Genomic DNA, 25,077 nt, shown 5'->3' with positions numbered 1-25,077 from the left:
GGTCGCCGAGGTCGAGGAGCGGGTCCGGCAGGGCCTGCCGACGCTGAGCGTGGTGAGCGTGACCGGGCTCGGCCCGACCCCCGCCCTCCGGCGTGCCGAGGAACTGGGCGCGCTGCACCGCCGGCCGATGTTCGACCGGCTGACGGAGCACGGGGCCGCCTGGGGTGAGGAGGAGCTGGCGGTGGACGCGATCATCTGGGCGACCGGTTTCCGGCCCGAGGTCGGCCACCTCGCCCCGCTCGGGCTGCGCTCCCCCGGCGGCGGCATCGCGCTCTCCGGCACCCGCGCCACCGCCGACCCCCGCGTCCACCTGGTCGGCTACGGCCCGTCCGCCAGCACCGTCGGCGCCAACCGGGCCGGACGCGCGGCCGTCAACGACCTGGTCGGGCTGCTCGGGGACCCGACGCTCGGGGACCCGGCGCTCGCGACCCCCGCGGGCGGAGCCCCGGTACGGGAGCCGACCGCCGTCTGAGGCTCACCGGTCGTAGTCGACGGTCACCCGGTCGGTGACCGGGCGGGCCTGGCAGGTGAGGACGTACCCGGCGGCCAGCTCCTTCTCCTCCAGCGCGAAGTTCCGGCGCATCTCCACCTCGCCCTCGGTGACCAGGGCGCGGCAGGTGCCACAGACACCGCCCTTGCAGGCGAACGGCAGGTCGGGGCGGGAGCGCTGGGCACCGTCCAGGATCGAACGGTCGCGCGGGAGGGAGAGGGTGCCGCCGCGGCCGTCGAGGACGACGGTGACCTCGCTGTGCGCGCCCGCCGGGGTGCCGGAGGAGCCGTCCGTCCGGTCCCAGTCCTCGTCCCGTTCCGGAAGCGGCTCGTCCTCGGCGTGGAACAGCTCCTGGTGCACCCGCTCGCCCGGTACCTCCAGCTCGGCGAGCAGGTCCTTCGCCCCGGCGACCATGCCGAACGGTCCGCACAGCCACCAGTGCCCGACGCTCCCGACGTCCACCAGTGCCGCCAGCAGTGCCCGTACCCGGTCCGGATCCAGCCGGCCGCTGAGCAGCTCGGCGTCCCTGGTCTCCCGGGAGAGCACGTGGACCAGCTGGAAGCGGCCGAGGTAGCGGTCCTTCAGGTCCGCCAGCTCGTCCGCGAACATCACGGTGTCGCTGCGCCGGTTGCCGTAGAGCAGGGTGACGGTGGAGCTGTGGTCGGCGGCCAGCACGGAGGCGGCGATCGACAGCATCGGGGTGATGCCGGATCCGGCCGCCAGCAGCACGTGGTCGGCGGGGACGCCGAGTTCCGGGGTGAACAGGCCGGACGGTGTCAGGACCTCCACCTCCTCGCCGGGCCGGGCCTCGCGCACCAGCCAGCGGGAGAACAGCCCGCCGGGCACCTCCCGGACGGCGATCCGCAGCGGCCCGCCGACCGGGGAGCAGATCGAGTAGGAGCGGCGCTCGTCGGCGCCGTCCACCAGCTTGCGCACGGTCAGGGTCTGCCCGGGGCGGAAGGCGTACTCCCGCGCCAGCCCGTCCGGCACCGCGAAGGTCACCGCGACGGCGTCCTCGCAGAGCCGCTCGACCCGCTCGATCCGCAGCCGGTGGAAGCTCGGGCGGCGGGCCGGGCGGATGCCGGAGGACGCCTCGCCTCCCGGGACGGACCCGGTGTCGGCTGCGGAAGCCGTGGGAGCGGCGGGGCCGGCGGGAGCGGCGGGAGCGGCGGCGGTGGGACCGACAGCGGCGGCGGGCATTCAGATCTCCTTGACGCGTTCGAACGGCTCGCGGCAGGCACGGCAGCGCCAGAGCGCCTTGCAGGCGGTGGAGCCGAAGCGGGACAGCTCCTCCGTGTCGGTGCCGCCGCAGTGCGGGCAGGGCACGGCCACCGACGTGATCGCGGTCCCGGTCCGGGTCGGGCCGAGGCTGAGCGCCACCGGGCCGGCCCCGGCAGCGGCGGTGGGCCGCGGTGGGGCGATGCCCGCCTCGGAGAGCTTGCGGCGGCCCTCCGCGGTGATCAGGTCGGTGGACCACGGCGGGTCCAGCCGCAGCCGCACCCGGACGTCCGGGTAGCCGGCCGCGCGCAACCGGCGGTCCACGTCCGCGGCCATCTCGGCGACGGCCGGGCAGCCCGAGTAGGTCGGGGTCAGCCAGGCGGTGACCGTGCCGTCGGCGCCGTCCGCCTCGACCTCGGCCAGGACGCCCAGGTCCGCCAGGGTGAGCATGGGCAGCTCCGGGTCCGGGACGGCCGCGGCGACCGCCCAGGCCAGGTCACGGGTCGTGGGGCCGGCCGTGCCCGTCCCGCCCGCCGTGCCCGTCCCGCCCGCCGTGCCAGTCACCATGTCGCCCCCGGGTGGGCCCGGGCCACCACCTGGAACTCGGCGAGCAGCGGGCCGAGCGCCTCGGTGTGCACGCCGTCGCGGCCGGCCCGGCCGAGGACGGTGGCCAGCGGCGGTACGTCCGGCACCGTCAGCCCGGCCTCGGCGAGGACGGCGGTGAGCGAGCCCAGCACCGGTTCGCGCAGGGTCGCCGGGTTGACGCCCACCCGCAGCTCCACCGGGTGCGCCGTGAACAGTTCCTCCAGCAGCGGCCAGACGGCGTCCAGCCCGGCCCGCATCCGCTCGGCGGAGTACGGCGTGCCGTCGCCGAGACGCAGCGTCCAGGCGGTGGCGTACTCCCGGTGGTACGCCAGCTCCTTGACGCCCCGGGCGGCCACCGCGGCCAGCACCGGGTCCGGGTGCCCGCTCAGCGCCTCGTACAGGGCGCCGCGCGCCGTGGAGAACAGCAGCAGCCTGGCGATCGAGTACGCGAAGTCGCCGTTCGGCGTCTCGACCAGGCGCACGTTGCGGAACTCGTGCTCCTCGCGCCAGTACGCCAGGTCGTCCTCACCGCGGCCGGTGCCGTCCGCCTGGCCGGCCCGGGTGAGCAGCAGGCGGGCCTGGCCGAGCAGGTCGAGGCCGAGGTTGGCGAGCGCGACCTCCTCCTCCAGCTCGGGCGCCCGGGTGCACCACTCGATCAGCCGCTGGGAGAGGACCAGCGCGTCGTCGCCCAGCATCTGGCAGTAGGCGGCGAGGTCGGCGCCGTCCAGGCCGGTCGGCAGGGCGGTGTCCACGCCGAGCAGCGGGTCTGCGAAGCCCGTCCCGTACGCCCAGCGGCCCTCGCCCTCGGGGCCGGGGGCGGCGTCGGCGAGGCCGAGGTAGACGTGGTCGTCCTCACCCGGGACGGCACCGGGGCCGGTGGTGGTGGACGTGGTGTGGTCGTGCACGGTGGCTCCCCCGTCAGATGTGCGGGACATCCTCGGGGATGTCGTAGAAGGTCGGGTGGCGGTAGACCTTGTCGCCGCTGGGTTCGAAGAACGGGTCGCGCTCGTCCGGCGTGGAGGCGGTGATCGCGTCGGAGCGGACCACCCAGAGGCTCACGCCCTCGTTGCGGCGGGTGTACAGGTCGCGAGCGGCGAGCAGGGCCATCCGGTCGTCGGAGGCGTGCAGCGAGCCGACGTGGACGTGGTTCAGCCCGCGCCGGGGGCGCACGAACACCTCGTACAGCGGCCAGCCGGTCTTGGACCCGGCCGGGGTGGCGCTCTGGGGCTCGGTCACTTTCCGTTCTCCTGTTCCGTGGCGGGCTGCCGGGCGTCCTGCTCCGCGGTGCGCTTGGCCGCGTAGGCGGCGGCCGCCTCGCGCACCCAGGCACCGTCCTCGTGGGCGGCCCGGCGGCGGTCGATCCGCTGGGTGTTGCAGGGGCCCTGGCCGTGGATCACCCTGGTCAGCTCCGCCCAGTCCGGTTCGCCGAAGTCCCAGCCGCCGCGGTCCTCGTTCCAGCGCAGTTCGGGGTCCGGGAGGGTGATGCCCAGGTGCTCGGCCTGCGGGACGGTCATGTCGACGAAGCGCTGACGCAGTTCGTCGTTGCTGTGCCGCTTGATCCGCCAGGCCATCGACCGGGCGGTGTTCGGCGAGTCGGCGTCGGGGGGGCCGAACATCATCAGGGACGGCCACCACCAGCGGTCCACCGCGTCCTGGACCATCCGGCGCTGGGCCTCGGTGCCGCGCATCAGCGTCATCAGCAGCTCGTAGCCCTGGCGCTGGTGGAAGGACTCCTCCTTGCAGATCCGCACCATCGCGCGGGCGTACGGACCGTAGCTGCAGCGGCAGAGCGGGACCTGGTTGCAGATCGCGGCGCCGTCCACCAGCCAGCCGATCACGCCGACGTCGGCGAAGGTGAGGGTCGGGTAGTTGAAGATCGAGGAGTACTTCTGGCGGCCGGAGATCAGCTTCTCGGTGAGCTCGGCGCGGTCGACGCCGAGGGTCTCGGCGGCGGCGTAGAGGTAGAGGCCGTGGCCGGCCTCGTCCTGGGCCTTGGCGAGCAGGATGGCCTTGCGGCGCAGGGACGGGGCCCGGGTCAGCCAGTTGCCCTCGGGCTGCATGCCGATGATCTCGGAGTGGGCGTGCTGGGCGATCTGGCGGATCAGGGTGGCCCGGTAGGCGTCGGGCATCCAGTCCCTGGGCTCGATCCGCTGCTCGGCGGCGACGACCGCCTCGAACCGGTCCTCCGGCGTCTGCGCGGGGACCGCCTCGGCCACCTCTGCTGTCACCACGGTCCCCTCTCGTGTCCTGCTCCGGCTGCTGCCCTGCTGCTCTGTCGGCCCTGCTCGGTCGGCTCTGCGCGGTCGGGCCCCGGCAGGGTGTCGACTCGGGCACCGGCCAACCGACTGACCGTTCGGTCGGTACCATTCTGCGGGGCGGGGCGGAGGGATGGCAAGGCGTGTGGGCGGATAACAGATAACGGATAACAGCTGACAGATTTCAGAATCTGTCAGCTGTTATCCGTCGGCTGTCTTCTGTTATCCGTCGGCCGTCAGCGGCTCATCTCTCGCTTCCCCCCTCCGACCCCCTCACCCCTCTCCGCGGTCGCGCAGCCTCGGCAACGGCACGGCGAGCAGCGCTGCCAGCAGGGCGATCCGGGGTGCGATCTGGTCCAGCCGGATGTACTCGTGCCGGGCATGGGCCCCGGCGCCCACCGCGCCGAAGCCGTCCAGGGTCGGAAGCCCGCGCGAGCCCGGCAGGTTGGTGTCCCCCGCCCCGCCGGCCGGGGCGCCGTCCAACTGCTGACCCAGCACCGCGGCGAGCGAACGCACGTGCCGCAGCAGCGGGTTGCCGGTCCGCTCGGGCCAGGCCGGACGGCTGGACAGCACCTCCGTACGGACCCGGGCACCCGGGCGCAGCGCGGTGAGCCGGGCCAGGTTGTCGAGCGTGCGGCGCTGCGCCTCGACGGTGGCGAACCGCAGGCCCAGCTCGGCCTCGGCCCGGCCGGCGACCACGTTGGCACGCGAACCCCCGCTGATCCGACCGGCGTTGAGCTCGGTTCCGGGCTGACCGGCGAGGTCGCGCACCCGTACCAGCTGGTCCACCAGCTCGTCGACCGCGGACACCCCGTCGTGGGCGTCGTTTCCCGCGTGCGCCTCGCGGCCGGTCACGGTGAGCCGCACCCGGCTGCTGCCGCGCCGCGCGGTCTTCAACCGGCCGTCGGGGTGCGGCGGTTCGAGCCCCAGCACCGCCACCGCGCCCCGCAGGTGGCGCTCGACCAGGTTCCGCCCGTCCGGGCTGCCCACCTCCTCGTCGGAGACCACGACCAGGCGCACCGCCCGGTGCGGACGCTCGCCCAGGTCCGCGAGCAGCGCCAACGCGCCTTCCAGGATGGCGAGTCCGCCCTTCATGTCGACCACGCCGGGGCCGGTGAGCCGGCCGTCCTGTTCGGTCACCGGCCAGTCCGTGAGGGTGCCGACCGGCCAGACGGTGTCGTGGTGCCCGACGATCAGCAGGTGCGGCAAGGACTCGTCCCGGCCCTCCCAGTCCAGCACGAGGTGGTCCCCGACCGGTCCGGGTTCCCGCCGGGCGGTGGCGCCGGTGGCGCGGAAGCCGTCGGCCAAATCCTCGGCCAGGGCGTTCAGTCTGGGCGCGTCCCCGCTCGGCGACTCGATCCTCGCCAGGTCCGCGCAGCGGCGCCGGACCGCGCCGGCGAGGGTCCGCGCGCGGGTGCTGATCGCCTGTGGCACGCCGGGCAGCGCCGTGGTGGTGGCGGGTCCGGCGGTGGCCGGCGGAGCCGGTGGTGCCGTGCTCTTCACGACGACGTTCGCCGCCGCCGCGGCCTTCGCCACCGCACTCGTCGCGGCGACGGTCTTGGTGAGGGCGGACTTCTTGAGCGCGGATTGCGCGGCCGCGGCCTTGGCGACAACGGTCGTCGCCGCGGCGGCCTTCACCGCGCCGGGCGCTACCGCACCGGCGGTTGCCGCGCCTGCCTGGGGGACGGCAGCGACAGCGCCGGTCGGAGCAGCGGTGGCCGTTGCCGCGCCCCCGGCAGCGGCGCCGGTGGCCGAGGTGGCCGAGGTGGCCGTGGCCGAGGTGGCGGTGGTGGTGGCCCCGGCGACGACGGCCTGGGCCTCACCTTCGGTGGCGGCCGGGACGGTGGACGGGACCGGGTCTGGTTCCGCCGCGGCGCCCGGCACGGCGGGCGACCCGACGATCTGGGGACTCAACGCTCGCCTCCGCGGCCGCCGCCGGTATTCAGCGGCCGTACCGGCCGGCCCGCCCCTCCCGGGCACCAGGCCCAGCCGAACCGCACCAGTCGTCCGGGATGATGGACGGCCCAGCGGTTCGGCCCATGTGGCCCAACTACGGTGGCACGGCTGGGCGGAGTGCTTGGCATCGGTGTCCTCCTCGCTCGATCCGGTGGCCCCGGTCCGCCCGGAGCCCCGTGGACGGCGGCCTCCTGACGGCGGGCGCAGTAGCCGGACCGCCGCAGGAAGCCGAGATGTGAGCCTAGAAGAACCGTTCGGTTTCCTGCGAGGTGGCCCTGCTCCCAGCGTGCCGGTACCGGGCCCCGCTTCGGACGCCGCCCGTCCGCGATCGGCACGGGCTCTCAGCGCGCGGGCCTGGATCGGCGCGCGGACGCGGTCGCCGGATCGCGCCCATCTCCACCATGGACCCGCCGCCCGAGTTCGGCAGCGCAAACGGCCAAGGCGCGTCATTTCCACGCCGGATGGGTGACAGCCGCTCAGCAGGCGATACGAACCGGGGGCACGCGGCGGCTCAGGGAAGCCCGGTTCGACGGCCACCCCGACTCCAAGGCGACGTCCGGGGAACGACCGTGTGAACAGCGGGCGGTGCCGTGCTTCGTCGAACCCCCATGTGCCCCACCGAGCCCCACCGAGCCCCGCCGAGCCCCGCCGTGCCCCGGCTGCCGCCCGGGCGCAGCGGAACGGCCGGGCGCAGCGGAACGGCCGCGGGTACGGCGGCCCTGGTGGTCCGGCGCCGAGCGCGGCCGGCCCCGGCCGCCCCCCTCTCAGCCGGCGTCGCCGACGAGGCCGGCATCGCGTGCGAGCAGGGCCGCCTGGACCCGGTTGACGACGCCGAGACCGGTCAGGATCCGGCTGACGTGCGCCTTGACGGTGCTCTCGCGCATCCCGAGCACGCCCGCGATCTCGGCGTTGGAGAGCCCGTCGGCGAGCTCGCGCAGCACGTCGGTCTCACGCGGGGTGAGCCCGGCGACCCGGTTGCGGGCGGCCAGCGACCGGGGTGCCCCGGCCCGGTGGTAGCGGTCGATCAGCCGGCGGGCGGCCGCCGGATGCAGCATCCCCTGCCCACCGGCGACGACGTGGACGGCCCGGGCGATCTCCGCGGGCGGGGTGTCCTTCAGCAGGAAGCCGTCCGCCCCGGCCGCGAGCGCCTGGTACACGTACTCGTCCAGGTCGAAGGTGGTGAGGGCGATGACCCGTGGACCGTCGGGGAGTTCGCGCAGCCGTCGGGTGGCGGCGATGCCGTCGAGCCGGGGCATCCGGATGTCCATCAGCGCGACGTCGATCCGCCGGCTGCCCGCGAGTTCGACGGCTTGCAGCCCGTCGGCGGCCTCGGCGACCACCGTGAGCTCAGGGTCCTGGGCCAGGAGGTCGACCAGGCCGAGTCGGACGAGCGCGTCGTCGTCGACCACCATCGTCCGGATCATGCGGTGTCCTTCGGTGTCTGCGTCGGCCGCCGGTTCGGCTGCCGTTCCGGTTGTCCCGGTCGGTCCGGCGCCTGCCCTGGTGGCCCGGCCGACTTCGGCTGCTTCGACTGCTTCGGCATCTGCACCCCTCGCGCTCCCTGTGTCCCTTCCTGCGACTGCCGTGCCCCCGGCGTCCCTTGCCCCGGCCGCGGCGGTGTCACTCGCCCCGGCCGCGGGGGCGGGCCGTCGCCACGGCCGGGAGTCGGCTCGGGCGGAGCCGACCCGGACACCGTCTGCGGCGGACGGTCCGGCGCGGGCAGCCGGGCGGAGAGCCGGAAGCCGCCGCTGCCGTCCGGTCCCGTGTCGAGGTGGCCGCCGAGGGCGCCGACCCGTTCGGCCAGCCCCACCAGCCCGTACCCGCCACCGGTGCCCTGCCCCTCCGGCGGGGCCTCGCCGGGGCCGTTGCGGACCTCCACCGTCGTCGCCGGCGCCCCGTAGCCGACCCGAACGGTGACGGTCGCGGCGTGGGCGTACTTTCGGGCGTTGGTGAGCGCCTCCTGGACGAGCCGGTGCACGGCCAGGCGGTGGGTGGTCGGAACGGTCTCGGGGTCTCCGGAGAGGGCGAGTTCGACCTGCTGCCCGGCCTGCGTCGCCTCGCCCACGAGCTCGGTGAGGTCACGCAGGGCGGGCGCCGGGACGCGCGCGGCGCCCACGGGCCCGGACGGGTCGGTCCCCGCGGCGGGCCGGGCCGCCGGCGGATCGGCCCGCAGCGCGCCGAGGACATCGCGCAGGTCGTCGAGCGAACGGGCGGCGGTCGTGCGCAGCAGTTCGAGGCGGTGGGTGAGCCGGTCCGGATCGGCGGCGACGGTACCGGCCCGGGCCTGGTCCCGCAGGACCCCGGCGTGCAGGACCAGGAGGCTGAGGCGGTGGGCCAGCACGTCGTGCATCTCCCGGGCGATCCGGGCGCGTTCGGCGGCCCGGGCCTGTTCGGCGCGCAGCTCGCGCTCGCGGCGTAGCGCGTCGACCTGCTCGTGCAGGGTGCGGATCAGTACCCGTCTGCCGTGCAGCCAGAGACCGACCGCCAACGTGGCGGCCTGGACGATGAGTTGGGATCCGGTGGTGCCGGCCCAGCCGACCAGCGAGTCCGCACCCGCGGCGCTGACCACCGCGATGACCGCGCCGCAGACCATCGCCGGGCCGGTCCGGCCGAGGTGAGCGAGGTGGAAGACGCTGAACAGACCGGGGTAGGCCCGGTTGAACAGCCCACCGGTGAGCACCGGCAGCACGGCCGAGGCCACCGGGTAGCGGCGGGTGAAGAGCAGCGAGAGGGAGGCGAGCGCGACGAGGACCGTGCGCGGCAGACGCAGCGGACCGTCGGAGTGCGTCCACTGGAACAGGGCTTCCTCGGTGGCGAGGGCGAGCACACCGAGCAGCAGCAGTGTCTCGCTCCAGGGACGGCGGTCCGGGCCGTACCAGCCGAGCAGGCTCCCGCGCATGACGTTCCCCCTCTTCCTCGCTCCGAAGGCCTTCCGCGCGCACGTCGCGCGTTGCGCCGCGTGCCGCCTGTTCGCCCTTGCCTGCTGCTTCTTGTTCCTCGGCCCTCGGCCCTTCGCCCCTCGGCCCTCGTTCACCGCCCCGTGTCCGTCGTCCGGCTCCCGGGCTCGATGCTAGGGGTCACCGGCCTCGGAACGCCCCCGTCCTACGGGTGACCGCACCCTCGACTTTCGTCGGGGATGCGCGCCGCTGACCGGCCGATTCACGGCGGCCCGGCTCTGCCTAGCGTCGATGGCATGACCAACGAACGCCTGCGCCGCAGCCCCGACTTCCGTGCCCCCCGGCACAGTTCGCCCGCCGGCGGAGACCTCCTGCTGTTCCTCGCAGAGGCCCTGCGCACCTTCCACGACACCGGCGCGCTGGCCCCGAGCGGCCCGGAGCTGGTGAACGCGCTGGCGGTGCCGGTCACCAGCCGCCCGAACCGTCCGATCTCGGTGCTGGAGGTCGGGGCCGGCACCGGCGTGGTGACCCGCCGACTGGCCCAAGTCCTGCGCCCGGGCGACCGGTTGCACGTCGTCGAGGCGAACCCACGGTTCGCCGAGCGCCTGCGGGATGATCCGGTGCTGGCCGCGCGCCACCCGGGGGTCGGGCTGCGGCTGTCGGCCTGCCGGGTCGAGGAGCTGCCGGAGGACGGCTCGCAGCGGTACGACGTGATCGTGTCCGGGCTGCCGTTCACCAACTTCGATCCCGCGCAGGTCCGCGACATCCTCGAGCTCTACCTGCGGCTGCTGGCACCCGGCGGCGAGCTGACGTACTTCGGGTACCTCGGTACGACGACGGCGCGCACCCTCACGGCGAGCCCCCGCCGGGGCGTCCGCCACCGCGCGGTGGTGCGACTGCTGCGTCGGTTCGAGGCGGCGTACGGCTTGGGCGAGCGCACGGTGTGGCGCAATGTGCCGCCTGCCCGCGCCTACCTGCTCCGGGCCCCGGGCGGGCGCGAGACCTGGACTCCGGCCGGGAGCGTCGCCGCCGCACCGCCGGGCGCGACAAGCGAGGCGAGCGCGACGGGCAAGGCGACGGAGCAGCCAACGGGCGGATCGACAGGCGAGTCGACGAACGGGACAGCCTCGGGCGCTCGATGATGGACCGGGGCCGGACCCGGCCCGACTCTCCGGCAGCGAGGAGCCGCAATGACCCTCTCGGTACGTGACGTGGAAGCCCGGAACCGCTTCGAGGCCTGGGAGGACGACAAGCCGGCCGGCTTCGCCGAGTACCTGCGCAGCGAGCATCTGGTGGTCTACCCGCACACGGTGGTCGACCCCGCCTTCGAGGGCCGGGGCATCGGGAGCGCCCTGGCCCGGGCCGCCCTGGACGACGCCCGTGCTCGCGGCCTGGCCGTGCTGGCCACCTGCCCCTTCATCAAGGGCTGGATGCTCCGCCACCCCGAGTACGCCGACCTCGCGTACGAGAACCGCAGTCGGGTCGCCGACTGACGGCCGCGGGCGGGCCGCCCGGAGAGCTGTCGGCTGTCCGAACAAATGACAATCGACAGATTTCAACTTTCAGATGACAGACGACAGCGAACAGATTTTGAATTCTGTTCGCTGTCGTGTCATAGTGGCACACTCGACCCCACCGCCCGACCCCGAGGACGGACCACCTGTGACCACGGACACCGCACTCACCGCCGAGCAGATCCTGATCGCGGCGGAGGACGTCCTCCGGCGGTTCGGCCCGGCCAAGGCCTCCGTCGTGGACGTCGCCCGCGTCCTCGGCGTCAGCCACAGCAGCGTCTATCGCCACTTCCCCAGCAAAGCCGCGCTGCGCGAGGCGGTCACCCGGCGCTGGCTCGACCAGGCGCACTTCGAACTGGCGGCCATCTCCACCGACGGCAACCCCGCCTCCGAGCGGCTGCACCACTGGCTGACGACCCTGTTCGCGGCCAAGCGGAAGAAGGCGCTGGACGACCCGGAGCTGTTCGCCACCTACGTGGTGCTGGTCGAGGAGAACAGCGCCCTGGTAGCCGCCCACATCGACACACTGGTCGACCAGATCTCAGAGATCGTCGCGGACGGCACGGAGCGCAAGGAGTTCAAGCTCGCCCACATCCGGAACACCGCTCGCGCCGTCTTCGACGCCACCTGCCCCTTCCACGACCCGGCCTACGCGTCCACCTGGTCCGGCCCCGGCATCGACGACCGCTTCGAGGCCGTCTGGAAGCTCGTCCTCGGCGGCCTGAAGGCGAAGTGACGCGGGCGAAGTGCCACAGGCGGACCGAGGCACACGGGGCGAGGCAGGCGGAGTGACCGCCGGCCCCACCAGGGGCGTCGGCCGGCGGAGGGAAATCCGCTCGCCGGCGCCCCGGCCGTCCGGCAGACTGCCACACACAGTTGATCTCACCTGGAGGATGACATGTGTGCGGCCGGTCCGGTCCTGGACAGCCTGGAGGGGCTCGCCCTCGGCGACGCCTTCGGAGACCGCTGGTTCTCGGTCCCGCTGGACGAGGCGCCCGCGGCACTGGCCGCCCGCCTGGCCCGACCCGCGCCCTGGCACTGGACCGACGACACCGCCATGGCGCTCGTGCTGGTCCGCCACCTGCTCGATACCGGCGAGGTCCGACCGGACGCACTCGCCCGGGAGTTCGCCGCCGAGTACACCCGTGAGTACGGGCGCAAGTACGGCCCGTCGATGCATCGGGTGCTGCGCGGGATCGGCGCCGGCGGGGACTGGCGCGCCATCACCACGAGCCAGTTCGAGGGCCAGGGCTCGTACGGGAACGGCGCCGCCATGCGGGTCGCTCCGCTGGGGGCCTGGTTCGCCGACGACCTCGACACGGTGGCCCGGCAAGCCGAACTCCAGGCGCGCGTCACACACTTCCATCCGGAGGCGGTTGCCGGCGCGGTGGCGGTCGCGCTCGCCGCGGCTCTGGCCGTCCGGAGCCGGGGCCAGAACCCGCCCGGCCGGGCCGAGTTGCTGGCCGAGGTCGCCGGACGGCTGCCGGACGGCGAGGTCCGCTCCGGACTGCGGATCGCCTCCCGGCTGCCCGAGCACACCAGCGTCCGGCACGCCGCCAACGTGCTCGGCTCGGGGGCGATGATCTCCGCCCCGGACACGGTGCCGTTCGCCCTCTGGTCCGCCGCCGGGCACCTGGACTCGCTCCCGGAGGCCATCTGGCACACCCTGGAAGGCTGGGGCGACAAGGACACCACCTGCGCCATCGCCGCCGGTGTGGTAGCCGCCCGGACCGGGCTGGAGGACGTCCCGGCCGGCTGGCTCGCCGCGCGCGAGCGACTGCCGGACTGGGTGACCGAGGCGGTCCAGGCCGCCTCCTCCGGCTGACGGCCGGGCACGCGGGGCGCTCGGCACCCTCTACGCCCTCCTCGCCCTCCGCACGGACGGCGCGGACGGCGCGCCCGGCGCGATCAGCGCCGGGCGACGAAGCGGAGCACTCGGTAGGCGAACAGCAGGACCACCGCGCCGCCGATCGCCGACACCCAGGTCGTCACGTCGAGGAAACGCGGCCGCACCGCCCCGTGCATCCAGTGCGAGACGATCCAGGTGCCGACGTAGGAGCCGGTGATGCCGATCAGGGTGCTCCCGATCAGACCGCGCTCGCCCCGCCCCGACATCGCCATCCTGGCCAGCGTCCCCGCCACCAGGCCCAGCACGATCCACTCCATCCAGCTCATCCGCCGCCCCCTGCGTCATCGGTGTGACGACCCCATCGACACCAAGGGTCCGACCGGAAGGACGTCCGAGGCCCCCGCGCCGTTTCCGGCGACCACGGGGACCGGTTCGAACCAGCCGCCCAACGGCCGCCGCTCCCTGCGGCGGACATCCCCGCCGGCCGCCTCCCCCCATGCTCCCGGTCGCCGGGAGCATGGTCAACCCGCCTTTCAGCTCCGCGAGTTGCCGAACAGCAGCCGGTAGACGATCAGCAGCACCAGAGAACCGCCGATCGCCGACACCCAGGTCGCCGCGTCGAAGAAGTGCGCGGTGACCGAGCGGTGCATGAAGTGCGACGCGATCCAGCCGCCGACGAAGGACCCGGCGATGCCGATCAGAGTGGTCACGATCAGGCCGCCCGGGTCCTTCCCCGGCAGCAGCAGCTTGGCCAGCCCACCCGCCAGCAGACCCAGCACGATCCACGCGACGATGCCCATCCGCCATCCCTTCCGGTCGAGGCGCGACGGGCCCCGTCCCGTCCGCTCTGCCCGCAAGGACGACGACCGCCCGCCACCCGGTTCCGGCGACCGCGCGACGGCGTTCGAATCCTGCCGCCGGTCGCCGCGGCGACCGGGACGCCTCGTGCGCGGCGTCCTTCCCGGAAACCGCCCACACGGAAATACTGCGGCCATGCGCATCCTGATCGCCGCCGCCGGCTCCCGGGGCGACGTGGCACCCCTCACCGGTCTCGGCGTCCGCCTGCGGGCGGCCGGACATCAGGTGGCCGTCGCCACCCACGGCACCTTCGCCGAGTCGGTCCGGGCCACAGGCCTGGAGTTCCGTCCGCTGCCGGTCGACCCGCGCGCCGAACTCGCCTCCACCGAGGGCCAGCGCCTGCTACGGGCGGGCAAAGGGCCGGGCGCCCTCCTGCAACTCCTGCGCCTGGCACGGAGATTCATGCCCGCGCTCGGCGACGGAATCGCCGACGCCACGGCCCTTGGCGCCGACCTGCTGCTGACCACCAACAGCACGAGCCCGCTCGGACAGGTCGTCGCCGAGGCGGCCGACATCCCCAGCATCGGGGTGTTCCTCCAACCCCTGGCGCCCACCCGGGAGTTCCCGCCCGCCGTCACCGGCATCCGCTCGCTCGGCCCGGTCGGCAACCTGCTGGCAGGACACGCCACCCAGGCCTCGACGGACCAGCTGTTCGCCCCGGCCGTCCACGGGCTGCGCCGCCGACTCGGTCTACCGCCGGCCGGCGTCGCCCGCGACCGCCGCAACCACCCCGTCCTGCACGGCTTCTCGCCACTGGTGGTGCCACGCCCCGCTGATTGGCACCCCGGGCTGGACGTCGCGGGCTACTGGTGGCCGGCCGAACGGCCCGACTGGCAACCCCCGGACCGGCTGCTCGACTTCCTCGCCGCCGGACCACCACCGGTCTTCGTCGGCTTCGGCAGCCTGGTCGTCCCCGACCCGGAGCGGCTCACCGCGACCATCCTCGCCGCGGCCCGCGCCGCCGGGGTACGGCTCCTCCTCCAGGCGGGCTGGAGCGATCTGGCCGCCGACGACTCGGACACCGTCCTGACCATCGGCGACGCCCCGCACGAGTGGCTCTTCCCCCGTACGGCCGCCGTCGTCCACCACGCGGGTGCCGGCACCACGGCCGCCGCCCTGCGCTCCGGGACTCCCGCCGTTCCGGTCCCCGCCCAACTCGACGCACCGTTCTGGGCCGCCCGGCTGACCAGGCTCGGTGTCTCCCCCGGCCCCGTCCCGCTGCGCTCCCTCACCGCCGCCCGCCTCGCCGCCGCCCTCCGCCAAGCTCTCGACGACCCTCGCTACCGCACCCGCGCCCAGGCCGTCGCCGTCGCCCTGGCCGCCGAGGACGGCGCGGCCAAGGTCCTCACCGCCGTCGAACGGGCGTCTCCGAACGGCTGACGGAGGACAGACGACAGGGAACAGATGACAGATTTCGAAATCTGTCATCTGTTCGCTGCCCACCGCCCACCGCCACCACCGCCACCGAGTTCGACCCGGCCGCCGGGGTGCTGCGACTGCCTGCCGCCACCGGTCCCGGTGTCGGTCATGGGCAACTCCCGCCCGCCGCGGGTGAGGTCACGGGCCGGATCAGGCCGGGCGTCACAACCGGTGCCACGAACGGGGCATCACAGCAGCGGGATGACGTCCGTCCCGTAGGCGTCGATGGTGCTCTCGATGGCGTCGTGCATGGCGTAGACGGCGAACTGGTCGACACCGAGCGAGCGGAGCTCCGCCAGTCGGGCCCGCTGCGCCTGCGCCGGGCCGATCAGACAGAAGCGGTCCACGATCTCGTCCGGGACGAAGGCGGTGTCCGGGTTCCCGGCCCGGCCGTGGTGGCTGTAGTCGTAGCCTTGGCGGCCCTTGATGTAGTCGGTGAGCGCCTCCGGCACCAGGTCGGAGTGCTCGCCGTAGTGGCTGACCAGGTCGGCGACGTGGTTGCCGACCATGCCGCCGAACCAGCGGCACTGCTCCCGGGCGTGGGCGAGCGCCTCGGGCGAGTCGTCGGCCGTGACGTACGCGGGGGCGGCGACGCAGATGGTGATCGAGTCCGGGTCCCGGCCGGCCTCGACGGCGGCGTTCCGCACCGCCTTGACCATGAACTCGGTGAGGTAGGGATCGGCCAACTGGAGGATGAAGCCGTCCGCCTGGCGCCCGGTGAGGCTCAGCGCCTTCGGGCCGTACGCGCCCATCCAGATCGGCAGCGCCGCGCCGGGCCGCACCCACGGCAGACGCATCTCGGTGCCGTCGACCTCGGCGGTGCGCCCCTCCGCCAACTCCTTGATGGCGTGCATGGCTTGGGAGAGCCGGGCGAGGGTGGCGGGGCGCCGTCCGGCGACCCGCATGGCGGAGTCACCGCGGCCGATGCCGCACACCGTCCGGTTGCCGTACATGTCGTTGAGCGTGGCGAACGTGGAGGCGGTCACCTCCCAGGTCCGGGTGGAGGGGTTGGTGACCATCGGGCCGACGGTCAGCCGCTCGGTCTCGGCGAGGATCCGGCTGTAGACGACGAAGGGCTCCTGCCACAGCACGCAGGAGTCGAAGGTCCAGCCGTGGCTGAACCCGGCCCGTTCGGCGCGGATCATCCGGTCGACGAGGAGTCGGGCGGGCGGGTCGGTCTGCAGGACGAGGCCGATGTCCATGAGGGGCTCCAGGCAGGGGGGTCGGGCCGATGGATCGCACGGATGGCATGGATCGCGAAGGGGGCAGGAAAGGGCTGGAAAGGGCGGGAAGGGCTCGAAGGGGCGCGAAGGGCTCAGGCCAGGTACTGGCAGGTGTCCCGGCGCAGGAAGGTGCCGTGGCCGGCCCGCCCCAGCCAGTCGCCGTCGTCCAGCACGACGGTGCCGCGCGACATCACCGTCCGCGCCCGGCCGGTGAGTCGGCGGCCCTCGTAGGCCGAGTAGTCCACGTTCATGTGGTGGGTCGCGGCCGAGACGGTCCGCACCGCGGTGGGGTCGTAGACCACCAGGTCGGCGTCGGCGCCCGGGGCGATGGTCCCCTTGCGCGGGTGCAGGCCGAACATCCTCGCCGGGGTGGTGCAGGCGATCTCGATCCAGCGGCGCCGACTGATGTGCCCGTCCAGCACGGCCTGGTGGAGCAGGTCCATGCGGTTCTCGACGCCCGGCAGGCCGTTGGGGATCTTCGAGAAGTCGCCCCGGCCCAACTCCTTCTGGCCTGCGAAGCAGAACGGGCAGTGGTCGGTGGAGACCACCTGGAGGTCGTTGGTGCGCAGCCCGCGCCAGAGCGCCTCCTGGTGCTCGCGCGGCCGGAGCGGCGTGCTGCACACGTACTTGGCGCCCTCGAAGCCGTCGGCGCCCTCCTCGGCGAGGTTGTCGGTGGAGAGGAAGAGGTACTGCGGGCAGGTCTCGCCGAAGACGGCGTGGCCGTCGTCCCGCGCCCGGACGAGTTCGGCGAGCGCGGCGGCGGCGGAGACGTGCACCACGTAGAGCGGGCTGCCGGCCACCTGGGCCAGCTTGATCGCCCGGTGGGTGGCCTCGGCCTCCAGCAGTTCGCGGCGGACCTCGCCGTGGTGGCGGGGGGCGGTCTTCCCGGCGGCGAGCGCCTGTTCCACCAGGACGTCGATGGCGATGCCGTTCTCCGCGTGCATCATGATCAGCCCGCCGTTGACGGCGCCGCGCTGCATGGCGCGCAGGATGCGGCCGTCGTCGCTGTAGAAGACGCCGGGGTAGGCCATGAACAGTTTGAAGGAGGTGGACTCGCCGGAGTCCACGAGGGCGTCCATCTCCCTCAGCACGCCGTCGTTGACGTCGGAGACGATGGTGTGGAACGCGTAGTCGACGGCGCAGTTGCCCTCGGCCCTGGCGTGCCAGGTGTCCAGGCCCTCGCGCAGCGAACCGCCGACCGGCTGGACGGCGAAGTCCACGATGGTGGTGGTGCCGCCCCAGGCGGCCGCGCGGGTGCCGGTCTCGAAGGTGTCGGAGGCCGCGGTGCCGCCGAACGGCAGCTCCATGTGGGTGTGGGCGTCGACGCCGCCCGGGATGACGTAGTGGCCGGTGGCGTCGATGACGGTGTCGGCGGTCCAGGCCTCGGCGGCGTGGCTGCCGGTGGCGGCGAGGGCGGCGACGTGCTCGCCTTCGATCAGGACGTCGGCGTGGAGTTCCTCGGTGGCCGTGATGACGAGGCCGCCGCGGACGACGGTGCGCCGGTGCGGGTCGCGGGTGGTCATCGCCCGGTTCCTCACGCCTCGGCGAGCGGTCCGTAGGCGTCGGGTCGGCGGTCCCGGTAGAACGCCCACTGCCGGCGGACCTGTTCGATCAGGCCGAGGTCGAGGTCGCGGATGACGAGTTCCTCCTCCTTGTCGGAGGCGACGTCGCCGACGAACCGGCCGAGCGGGTCCACGAAGTAGGAGGTGCCGTAGAAGTCGTTGTCGCCGTACTCCTCGGTGCCGACACGGTTGATCGCGGCGACGAAGTACTCGTTGGCGACGGCCGCGGCGGGCTGTTCGAGCTGCCAGAGGTAGCCGGACAGGCCGCGGCTGGTGGCGGAGGGGTTGTAGACGATCTGCGCGCCGGCCAGGCCCAGCGCGCGCCAGCCCTCGGGGAAGTGGCGGTCGTAGCAGATGTACACGCCGATCTTGCCGACGGCGGTGTCGAACACCGGCCAGCCGAGGTTGCCGGGCTTGAAGTAGTACTTCTCCCAGAAGCCCTTGACCTGCGGGATGTGGTGCTTGCGGTACTTGCCGAGGTAGCTGCCGTCCGCGTCGATCACGGCGGCGGTGTTGTAGTAGACCCCGGCCTGTTCCTCCTCGTAGACCGGGACGACCATCACCAGCCCGAGTTCGCGGGCGAGGTCGCGCATCCGGCTCACGGTCGGGCCGTCCGGGACGGCCTCGGCCCAGCGGTAGTGCTCGGCTTCCTGCACCTGACAGAAGTACGGGGAGTTGAAGACCTCCTGGAAGCCGATGATCCGCGCGCCCTGGGCGGCGGCCTCGCGGGCGTACCCCTCGTGGAGGGCGATCATGCTCTCCTGGTCACCGGTCCAGCGGGTCTGGACGAGCGCGGCACGGACGATCTGCGACATGGGTACCTCCGCAACTCCGCGGTCCGGCCGTGCGGTCGGCCCGCGGTCGAGGGTTGACGGGGCGGGTCTCACCGGCGGGTCCCGCTCGGGGAACCGCAGGATCTACGTGCGTAGAAAGCGATCTCTAGACCGTAGGCCCGGCCTCGGTGGCCTGACAATACGTTGGTGCGAACGCGTCCGAGGCGATCTCGTCGCGCGGACACGCGGGCGGCCCCGGGTGCGATGGGAGGTTCATGTACCCCGGGGGTTCCCTGCTTACTCGTCCGAGTGAAAACGGGCAGCCACGATGACGGCGGCGGGAACCGGCCACCCGGGCCGCCGGCCACCACCGCCCCGGTTTGACTTCGCCAGGTTCGCTCGGGAAAGATCCGGCACATGGAATCCGGCGCCACTCTGGTCTGCCGCCTGCACGTCGATCTGCGACGCCAGGCGAGTTCCATCTGTGCCTGTTGACCTTGTCCTTCCCCGCCGGTCCCGCCCTGTGACGTCTGCCAGGGCCCGCGCCGCGCACCCGCACCCGCAGTCCTGACTCCCGCCCCGCCCCGGCGCACCCGTGCGTGCCGGGCCGCTCCGCCGGCCCGCGCCCGTTCACCGCCGTCGGACGCCGGGCGCCATCCCCGACGTTCCCGCCGCACCCGAGGACGCCCTCATGAGCCTGAGCCCGAGTCCGACCACCGATCCCGCCACCACGCCGGGCACCACCGCCACCACGCCCGCCACCGCCACCGCCACCGCCACACCCGGCCCCACGAACGGCGTCACGGCCGGCGCCACCGCCGACCTCACGGACAACCCCACGAACGACGCCGCACCCGGGAGCCCGGCGAGCGCCCCCGAGCCACCACCCACACCGCCCACCGGGGACACCCGCGCCCCGCTCACCCCCGGCACCCTGCGGACCATCGTCCGCGAGCTGGCCGAGCGGCCCGAGGAGTGGATCCACCACGTCCGCCTCTCGACCGACGAGCGCTGGTACCGGCGGCTGGCCGCCGACGAGGACCACGAGGTGTGGCTGATCAGCTGGCTGCCCGGCCAGTCCACCGGCTTCCACGACCACGGCGGCTCGCGCGGCGCCTTCACCGTCGCACTCGGCGAGCTGGAGGAGCTGTCCCTCGGCGGCCCCGATCAGGGTCTGCTGATCCGCCGGATCCCGGCCGGCACCACCCGGGCCTTCGGCCCCGAGTACGTGCACGACGTGCGCAACACCGCCGTCGGCCCGGCCGTCACCCTGCACGCCTACTCGCCGCCGCTGAGCTCGATGGCGCACTACGACCTGCGAGCCGGTGGGCTCGTCCGCACCTCGGAGGAAGGACCGGAGCAATGGTGACCACGATCGACGACCTGGTGGAGCGCGCCCGGGAGGGCGTCCACCGACCGCGCGCCCGCGAGGCCTACCAGGCCCAGCTGGACGGCGCGCTGCTGGTGGACATCCGTCCGGCGGCGCAGCGGGCGGCCGAAGGGGAGATCCCCGGCTCGCTGATCATCGAACGCAACGTGCTGGAGTGGCGGCTCGACCCGACGGGCAGTCACCGGATCGCCGAGGCCTCGGGCTACGACGTCGAGGTGATCGTGGTCTGCTCCGAGGGCTACGCCTCCAGCCTGGCCGCGGCCTCGCTGCGCGAGCTGGGGCTGCACCGGGCGACCGACCTGGACGGCGGCTTCGTCGGCTGGGCGGCCGTCGGCCTGCCGACCCGTCAGAGCGGCTGAGCCCCGCCTGACGAAGTCCGCCCCTGACGTGCGCGCCGGACGGTAAATCAGAGACAGAGAATGATGTAGGTCATAGTCTGATCAGAGTTTCCGCCGGTCCGAAGCCGGGCAGCCACGCGGGCGGAGGAACGCCCGGACGATCGAGTCCGACCAGCACCGCGACCACCCGCGGCGGCGGTTCGTCGCCGACCCGCCGAGAGAACCGAACGACGACCGACCCAGGCGCCGCCTCCCCGGGGCGCCCTGACGAGGAAACTCCCTGTGATCAGATTCGAGGGCGCCGGAAAGCGCCACCCCGACGGAACCATCGCCGTCGAGGGCCTGGACCTGGAGGTCCCGACCGGACGGATAACCGTCCTGGTCGGGCCGTCCGGCTGCGGGAAGACCACCCTGCTGCGCATGGTCAACCGGATGGTCGAGCCCACCTCGGGCCGGGTGCTGCTGGACGACACGGACGTCGCGGAGCTGGAACCCGCCAAGCTCCGTCGCGGCATCGGATACGTGATCCAGCAGGCCGGACTCTTCCCGCACCGCAAGGTGATCGACAACATCGCCACCGTCCCCTACCTGCTCGGCTGGGACCGCAAGAAGGCCCGCACCCGCGCCGCCGAACTGCTCGAACTGGTCGGACTCGCACCGGAGACCGCCAAGCGGTACCCGTTCCAGCTGTCCGGCGGCCAGCAGCAGCGGGTCGGCGTGGCACGCGCGCTCGCCGCCGACCCGCCGGTGCTGCTGATGGACGAACCGTTCAGCGCGGTCGACCCGGTGGTGCGGGCCGGGCTCCAGGAGGAACTGCTGCGGCTCCAGTCCGAGCTGCACAAGACGGTGCTGTTCGTCACCCATGACATCGAGGAGGCCGTCCGGCTCGGCGACCAGGTGGTGGTGCTGCGCGAGCACGGCCGGATCGCCCAACTCGCCGACCCGCACACGCTGCTCACCACTCCCGCCGACGAGGGCGTGGCCGCCTTCCTCGGCCGCGACCGGGGCCTGCGCGGCCTCGGCCTGCGCCCCGCGAGCACCGTCGGGCTCCGCCCGCTGGCCGGCGGACTCCGCTACGGCGGCTGGGAGTTGGCCCTGGACGACGAGCGCCGCCCGATCGGCTGGATCGACCGCGACGCCGTCAGCGCCGAGCCGCACCCGGTGGCCGGCTTCCGCCCGGAGACCGACACCCTGCGCACCGCGCTGGACGCGGCGGTGCTGTCCCCCGCCGGCGTCGCGGTCGCGCTGGACGCCGACGGCCGGGCCACCGGCACCGCGAGCCGCGAGGCCGTCCTCGCCGCGCTCCGGCCCGGCCCTTCCGGTTCGCCGAGCGTCTCCGGTTCGCCGGACGCCGACGGGACCGTCAGCACGGTCAAGCCCGATGCCACGGCCGGGCCCGACGCGGAGGAGCGGACGGACGGAGCCGATGGTGGACGATGAACCGATCGTCCGCTGGTACTGGATCGGTGACCACGTCGGCTACCTCGGCCACCTGCTCGCCGACCACGCCGTGATCGCCCTCGTCCCCGTACTCATCGGCCTGCTGCTGGCCGTCCCGCTCGGCCTGGCCTGCGCCCGCTTCCCCCGGCTGTACCAACCGCTGTCCGCGGTGTTCAACATCGTCTACGCGCTGCCCTCGCTGGCGGTGTTCGTGGTGCTGATCCCGTACACCGGCCTCGCCACCCAGGCGACCGTGATGATCCCGCTCACCTTCTACGCCCTGGCCGTGCTGCTGCCGACCACCGTGGACGGGCTGCGCGCCGTCCCGGACGCCGTCCGGCAGGCCGCCACCGCGATGGGGTACGGGCCGTGGCACCGGCTGACCTCGGTCGAGCTGCCCGCCGCCGTGCCGTACCTGATCGCCGGTCTGCGCGTCGCGGCGGTGTCGAGCATCTCGCTGGCGAGCGTCGGCGCGCTGGTCGGGCGCGGCGGGCTCGGCTACCTGTTCATCGACGGCTTCCAGCGCACCTTCCCGACCCCGATCGTGGCCGGCATCGTGCTGATCGCCGTCCTGGCGCTGGCCGTCGACCTGCTGCTGGTGGCCGCCCGGCGACTGCTCGCGCCCTGGGCCGTCCGGGAGAAGGGAGCGGGTTCGTGAACTGGCTGGACTGGCTGAGCGACTTCTTCACCGCGCCGGAGCGCCTGAGCGGGCCGGACTCGATCGTCCACCGGGTCTCCGAGCACCTGCTGTTCTCCGGCGAGGCCCTGCTCTTCGCGACGCTGGTCGCCGTCCCGCTCGGGCTGCTGATCGGCTACACCGGGCGCGGCGTCACCGTGGTGACCGCGTTCGCCGGCGCCGCCCGCGCCCTGCCCACCCTGGGTCTGGTGACGCTGGCGGTGCTGCTGGCCGGAGTCGGCGACACCGCCGTCCTGATCCCGCTGGTCGCGCTCGCCGCGCCACCGCTGCTGGTGGCCGCCGTCGAGGGGGTGCGCGGCACCGACCCGGACGTCCGGGACGCGGCGCGCGGCATCGGGCTGACCCACCCGCAGGTGCTGTGGCAGGTCTGCCTGCCCTCGGCCGCGCCGACGCTGCTGGCGGGCTTCCGCACCGCGACCGTCCAGGTGATCGCGACCGCCACGGTGGCCGCCTACGTCGGACTCGGCGGACTCGGCCGCTACGTGATCGACGGACTGGCGACCCGCCAGTACGCCGTGACGGTGGGCGGCGCGCTGCTGGTGGTGCTGCTCGCGGTCGCCGCTCAGCTGTTCTTCGCCCTGCTCGCCCGGTTCGCGCTCCCGGCCGGGGTGCGCGCCCAGCGGCGGGCCCACTGAACCCCTCATCCCTCCCCTCCCACCCCGGAAGGACATCTGTCACCATGTCGACAATGCAGAGAAGCCGCCGTGCCGTCGTCCTCGGCACCCTCGCCGCGCTCGCCCTCGGCGCCACCGCCTGCGGCTCCTCCGGCGACAACCCGCTCGGCGGGGGTCCGAGCGCCACGACCTCCGCGGGCGGTTCGGGCGGTTCCGGGTCGACCGTGGTCGTCGGCTCGGCGAACTTCCCGGAGAACGTCCTGCTCGGCTCGATCTACTCGCAGGCGCTCAAGGCCAAGGGCGTCAAGGTCGAGGAGAAGTTCAACATCGGCAGCCGCGAGGTGCTCTACGGGCAGCTGCAGAGCGGCAACCTGACCGTCCTGCCGGAGTACAACGGCTCGCTGCTCGCCTACCTGGACGCCAAGACCACCGCCGTCACCACCCAGGACGTGAACGCGGCCCTCACCAAGACGCTGCCGGCCACGCTGGGCATCCTCGACTCCTCCCCGGCCGAGGACAAGGACTCGCTCAGCGTCTCCCAGGAGACCGCCGACAAGTACGGCCTCAAGAGCATCGCCGACCTCGCCGCCAAGGCGGGCGAGCTCACCATCGGCGGGCCCCCGGAGTTCAAGAGCCGCCGCGAGCAGCAGCTCAAGGACGTCTACGGGCTGACCTTCAAGGAGTGGAAGCCCACCGGCGACGCCACCGCGAACGCGCTCAAGGACGGCAGCGTCCAGGTCGGCAACGTGTTCACCACCGACCCGAAGATCGTCCAGTACAAGCTCGTCCCGCTGGCCGACCCGAAGGACATCTTCGGCGCGCAGAACGTCACCCCGCTGGTCAACAAGGCAGGCGTGGACGCGACCGCGACGGCGGCGCTCAACGCGGTGTCGGCCAAGCTCGACACGGCCGGGCTGACGGCGCTGATGAAGCGGGTGTCGGTGGACAAGGAGGACCCGTCGACGGTCGCCAAGGACTGGCTGAAGTCCAACGGTCTCGGCTGACCGCCGAGGTCCGAGGTCCGACGGCCGGGGTCGGGGACCGCAGCTCGACGGCCGCTGCTCGACGGCGGGGGACGTGAACGCGGCGGCCCGGAGGAGCTTCCTCCGGGCCGCCGCCCGCCGTCGCGGAGATCCTTCCCCCCGCCGGAGGGACCTTCCCTTCCATGCCGCGAACATGACACTCTGAGCGCCATGCGCACTCGTCTCCTCGCCGCCACCCTCACGGCACTCGCCGCGGTGAGCCTCGCTGCCTGCTCCAGCTCCGGGGCGGGCTCGGACAAGGCCACCTCCGCGGCGGGCTCCCCCACCACCTCCGCCACCTCGGCCGCCACGCCCTCCGGCGACGCCACCGCGCCCGGCGCCACCACGCCCGCCGCACCGGCGCCCGACCCGGCAGCCTCCACCGCCGACGGCGCCACCGGCGCACCCGCCCCCGACGCCGGCGCTTCGGGAGCCCCGGCGCCGGCCAAACCCGCCCCGCCCGCCGACGCCGGACTTCCCACCAAGCCGGGTACCGACCTGACGGCCAAGCTGGTCGCCGCGCTGGACGCGATCGACCCGGCGATCGTCGGCGGCAAGCCCGACCAGGCCGTGGACCGGGCGCGCAGCCAGTGCCAGTCGATGTACCAGTTCCCCAAGGACAAGCAGAAGTTGGCCGATCTGGCCAACCAGCGCTTCACCTCCGCCGACCACCCGCAGGGTTTCGGCGCGGAGGCCGCCGCGAAGATCAACGAGGCGCTGCTCGCCACGCTCTGCCCGCCGGCGCGCTGATCCGTCCCGCGCGCCGTGGCGCCGACGCCCTGGTGCCAGGGCGCCGGTTCCTGCGGCACCATGTCCTGCGACACCATGTTCCGCGACACCATGGACCGCCCGGTGTCCTGAGCGCCGGGCCACCGTGGCCGCGCCCCTTCCGAGGGGGGGCGGCCCCCGCCCTCTAGTTTGCCGACCCCGTCGCCCGCCCCCCGGGCCGCCCCCCCGACCCGCGCGACACCCCCCCC

The 25,077-nt window shown here is 73.7% G+C and carries 26 protein-coding genes and 1 pseudogene; 14 read left to right on the top strand and 13 right to left on the bottom strand.

Annotated features, from left to right (window positions below):
• A pseudogene (locus ACFRMQ_RS16760) lies at positions 1-472 on the top strand (pyridine nucleotide-disulfide oxidoreductase); the annotation flags it as partial.
• A gap of 3 nt (positions 473-475) precedes the next feature.
• Here ACFRMQ_RS16760 and paaE read toward each other — a convergent pair.
• The 8 genes from paaE to ACFRMQ_RS16720 all read right to left on the bottom strand — a co-directional run bounded on the left by paaE (position 476) and on the right by ACFRMQ_RS16720 (position 9,403).
• Positions 476-1,690 (bottom strand): 1,2-phenylacetyl-CoA epoxidase subunit PaaE, encoded by a 1,215-nt coding sequence (paaE, locus tag ACFRMQ_RS16755; protein WP_380731202.1) that lies wholly within the window; start codon positions 1,688-1,690, stop codon positions 476-478.
• Positions 1,691-2,275: a 1,2-phenylacetyl-CoA epoxidase subunit PaaD gene (gene paaD, locus ACFRMQ_RS16750; protein WP_380731201.1), complete on the bottom strand. Its 585-nt coding sequence runs from the start codon at positions 2,273-2,275 to the stop codon at positions 1,691-1,693. It lies immediately after the preceding gene.
• The gene (gene paaC / locus ACFRMQ_RS16745; protein WP_380731200.1) at positions 2,269-3,198 is read right to left on the bottom strand and encodes a 1,2-phenylacetyl-CoA epoxidase subunit PaaC; all 930 of its coding nucleotides are present in this window, start codon (positions 3,196-3,198) and stop codon (positions 2,269-2,271) included. Before paaC ends, paaD begins: the two co-directional genes overlap by 7 nt.
• A 13-nt stretch (positions 3,199-3,211) precedes the next feature.
• Positions 3,212-3,529: a 1,2-phenylacetyl-CoA epoxidase subunit PaaB gene (gene paaB, locus ACFRMQ_RS16740; RefSeq protein ID WP_380731199.1), complete on the bottom strand. Its 318-nt coding sequence runs from the start codon at positions 3,527-3,529 to the stop codon at positions 3,212-3,214.
• Entirely contained in the window at positions 3,526-4,509 is a 984-nt protein-coding gene (paaA, locus tag ACFRMQ_RS16735) for a 1,2-phenylacetyl-CoA epoxidase subunit PaaA (protein WP_380731203.1), read from the bottom strand. The genes paaB and paaA overlap by 4 nt, the downstream gene beginning before the upstream one ends.
• A gap of 312 nt (positions 4,510-4,821) precedes the next feature.
• Positions 4,822-6,462, bottom strand: coding sequence for a M20 family metallopeptidase (locus ACFRMQ_RS16730; protein ID WP_380731198.1), 1,641 nt, complete (start codon positions 6,460-6,462; stop codon positions 4,822-4,824).
• An 806-nt stretch (positions 6,463-7,268) separates the two neighbouring features.
• On the bottom strand, positions 7,269-7,928 hold the full coding sequence (locus ACFRMQ_RS16725; protein WP_380731197.1) for a response regulator: 660 nt from the start codon (positions 7,926-7,928) through the stop codon (positions 7,269-7,271).
• Positions 7,925-9,403, bottom strand: a complete 1,479-nt coding sequence (locus tag ACFRMQ_RS16720) for a histidine kinase (protein WP_380731196.1) — start codon at positions 9,401-9,403, stop codon at positions 7,925-7,927. Before ACFRMQ_RS16720 ends, ACFRMQ_RS16725 begins: the two co-directional genes overlap by 4 nt.
• A 294-nt stretch (positions 9,404-9,697) precedes the next feature.
• Here ACFRMQ_RS16720 and ACFRMQ_RS16715 point away from each other — a divergent pair, with 294 nt between their 5' ends.
• The 4 genes from ACFRMQ_RS16715 to ACFRMQ_RS16700 all read left to right on the top strand — a co-directional run bounded on the left by ACFRMQ_RS16715 (position 9,698) and on the right by ACFRMQ_RS16700 (position 12,740).
• Positions 9,698-10,543 carry a class I SAM-dependent methyltransferase gene (locus ACFRMQ_RS16715; protein ID WP_380731195.1) on the top strand — a complete coding sequence of 282 codons (846 nt, stop codon included), beginning with the start codon at positions 9,698-9,700 and terminating at the stop codon, positions 10,541-10,543.
• Positions 10,544-10,591: 48 nt separating this feature from the next.
• Positions 10,592-10,894 carry a GNAT family N-acetyltransferase gene (locus ACFRMQ_RS16710; protein ID WP_380731194.1) on the top strand — a complete coding sequence of 101 codons (303 nt, stop codon included), beginning with the start codon at positions 10,592-10,594 and terminating at the stop codon, positions 10,892-10,894.
• Positions 10,895-11,063: 169 nt separating this feature from the next.
• Positions 11,064-11,651 (top strand): TetR family transcriptional regulator, encoded by a 588-nt coding sequence (locus tag ACFRMQ_RS16705; protein WP_380731193.1) that lies wholly within the window; start codon positions 11,064-11,066, stop codon positions 11,649-11,651.
• A gap of 162 nt (positions 11,652-11,813) precedes the next feature.
• The gene (locus ACFRMQ_RS16700; RefSeq protein ID WP_380731192.1) at positions 11,814-12,740 is read left to right on the top strand and encodes an ADP-ribosylglycohydrolase family protein; all 927 of its coding nucleotides are present in this window, start codon (positions 11,814-11,816) and stop codon (positions 12,738-12,740) included.
• A gap of 83 nt (positions 12,741-12,823) precedes the next feature.
• Here ACFRMQ_RS16700 and ACFRMQ_RS16695 read toward each other — a convergent pair whose 3' ends face one another.
• A complete protein-coding gene (locus tag ACFRMQ_RS16695; RefSeq protein ID WP_380731191.1) occupies positions 12,824-13,090 on the bottom strand; it encodes a GlsB/YeaQ/YmgE family stress response membrane protein in 267 nt (88 codons plus the stop codon).
• A gap of 207 nt (positions 13,091-13,297) precedes the next feature.
• Positions 13,298-13,564, bottom strand: coding sequence for a GlsB/YeaQ/YmgE family stress response membrane protein (locus ACFRMQ_RS16690; RefSeq protein WP_380731190.1), 267 nt, complete (start codon positions 13,562-13,564; stop codon positions 13,298-13,300).
• A gap of 193 nt (positions 13,565-13,757) precedes the next feature.
• Here ACFRMQ_RS16690 and ACFRMQ_RS16685 point away from each other — a divergent pair, with 193 nt between their 5' ends.
• On the top strand, positions 13,758-15,002 hold the full coding sequence (locus ACFRMQ_RS16685) for a glycosyltransferase (RefSeq protein WP_380731189.1): 1,245 nt from the start codon (positions 13,758-13,760) through the stop codon (positions 15,000-15,002).
• A gap of 227 nt (positions 15,003-15,229) precedes the next feature.
• Here ACFRMQ_RS16685 and ACFRMQ_RS16680 read toward each other — a convergent pair whose 3' ends face one another.
• The 3 genes from ACFRMQ_RS16680 to ACFRMQ_RS16670 form a co-directional block, all read right to left on the bottom strand.
• Positions 15,230-16,243 carry a TIGR03842 family LLM class F420-dependent oxidoreductase gene (locus tag ACFRMQ_RS16680; protein WP_380731188.1) on the bottom strand — a complete coding sequence of 338 codons (1,014 nt, stop codon included), beginning with the start codon at positions 16,241-16,243 and terminating at the stop codon, positions 15,230-15,232.
• Between the two features lie 113 nt (positions 16,244-16,356).
• Positions 16,357-17,787 carry a dihydropyrimidinase gene (hydA, locus tag ACFRMQ_RS16675; protein WP_380731187.1) on the bottom strand — a complete coding sequence of 477 codons (1,431 nt, stop codon included), beginning with the start codon at positions 17,785-17,787 and terminating at the stop codon, positions 16,357-16,359.
• An 11-nt stretch (positions 17,788-17,798) separates the two neighbouring features.
• Positions 17,799-18,641, bottom strand: coding sequence for a nitrilase-related carbon-nitrogen hydrolase (locus ACFRMQ_RS16670; protein WP_380731186.1), 843 nt, complete (start codon positions 18,639-18,641; stop codon positions 17,799-17,801).
• 375 nt (positions 18,642-19,016) lie between these two features.
• Here ACFRMQ_RS16670 and ACFRMQ_RS16665 point away from each other — a divergent pair, with 375 nt between their 5' ends.
• The 8 genes from ACFRMQ_RS16665 (at position 19,017) to ACFRMQ_RS16630 (ending at position 24,850) form a co-directional block, all read left to right on the top strand.
• Positions 19,017-19,094 carry a putative leader peptide gene (locus ACFRMQ_RS16665; RefSeq protein WP_107054354.1) on the top strand — a complete coding sequence of 26 codons (78 nt, stop codon included), beginning with the start codon at positions 19,017-19,019 and terminating at the stop codon, positions 19,092-19,094.
• A 196-nt stretch (positions 19,095-19,290) separates the two neighbouring features.
• Positions 19,291-19,968 (top strand): cysteine dioxygenase, encoded by a 678-nt coding sequence (locus ACFRMQ_RS16660; protein ID WP_380731185.1) that lies wholly within the window; start codon positions 19,291-19,293, stop codon positions 19,966-19,968.
• Positions 19,962-20,348, top strand: coding sequence for a rhodanese-like domain-containing protein (locus ACFRMQ_RS16655; RefSeq protein WP_380731184.1), 387 nt, complete (start codon positions 19,962-19,964; stop codon positions 20,346-20,348). Before ACFRMQ_RS16660 ends, ACFRMQ_RS16655 begins: the two co-directional genes overlap by 7 nt.
• 261 nt (positions 20,349-20,609) lie before the next feature.
• Complete coding sequence (locus ACFRMQ_RS16650; RefSeq protein ID WP_380731183.1) at positions 20,610-21,767, top strand: ABC transporter ATP-binding protein; 1,158 nt, start codon at positions 20,610-20,612, stop codon at positions 21,765-21,767.
• Positions 21,754-22,425 (top strand): ABC transporter permease, encoded by a 672-nt coding sequence (locus ACFRMQ_RS16645; protein WP_380731182.1) that lies wholly within the window; start codon positions 21,754-21,756, stop codon positions 22,423-22,425. The genes ACFRMQ_RS16650 and ACFRMQ_RS16645 overlap by 14 nt, the downstream gene beginning before the upstream one ends.
• On the top strand, positions 22,422-23,099 hold the full coding sequence (locus ACFRMQ_RS16640) for an ABC transporter permease (protein ID WP_380731181.1): 678 nt from the start codon (positions 22,422-22,424) through the stop codon (positions 23,097-23,099). Before ACFRMQ_RS16645 ends, ACFRMQ_RS16640 begins: the two co-directional genes overlap by 4 nt.
• A gap of 53 nt (positions 23,100-23,152) precedes the next feature.
• A complete protein-coding gene (locus ACFRMQ_RS16635) occupies positions 23,153-24,082 on the top strand; it encodes an ABC transporter substrate-binding protein (RefSeq protein WP_380731180.1) in 930 nt (309 codons plus the stop codon).
• A gap of 189 nt (positions 24,083-24,271) precedes the next feature.
• The gene (locus ACFRMQ_RS16630; RefSeq protein ID WP_380731179.1) at positions 24,272-24,850 is read left to right on the top strand and encodes a hypothetical protein; all 579 of its coding nucleotides are present in this window, start codon (positions 24,272-24,274) and stop codon (positions 24,848-24,850) included.
• Positions 24,851-25,077 lie beyond the last annotated feature (227 nt).

Origin of the sequence: Kitasatospora sp. NPDC056783 (genome assembly GCF_042789895.1) — a bacterium.
Taxonomy (GTDB): domain Bacteria; phylum Actinomycetota; class Actinomycetes; order Streptomycetales; family Streptomycetaceae; genus Kitasatospora.
Note: the sequence above shows the minus strand (reverse complement) of the source record. Positions and strands in the feature narration are given on the sequence as shown.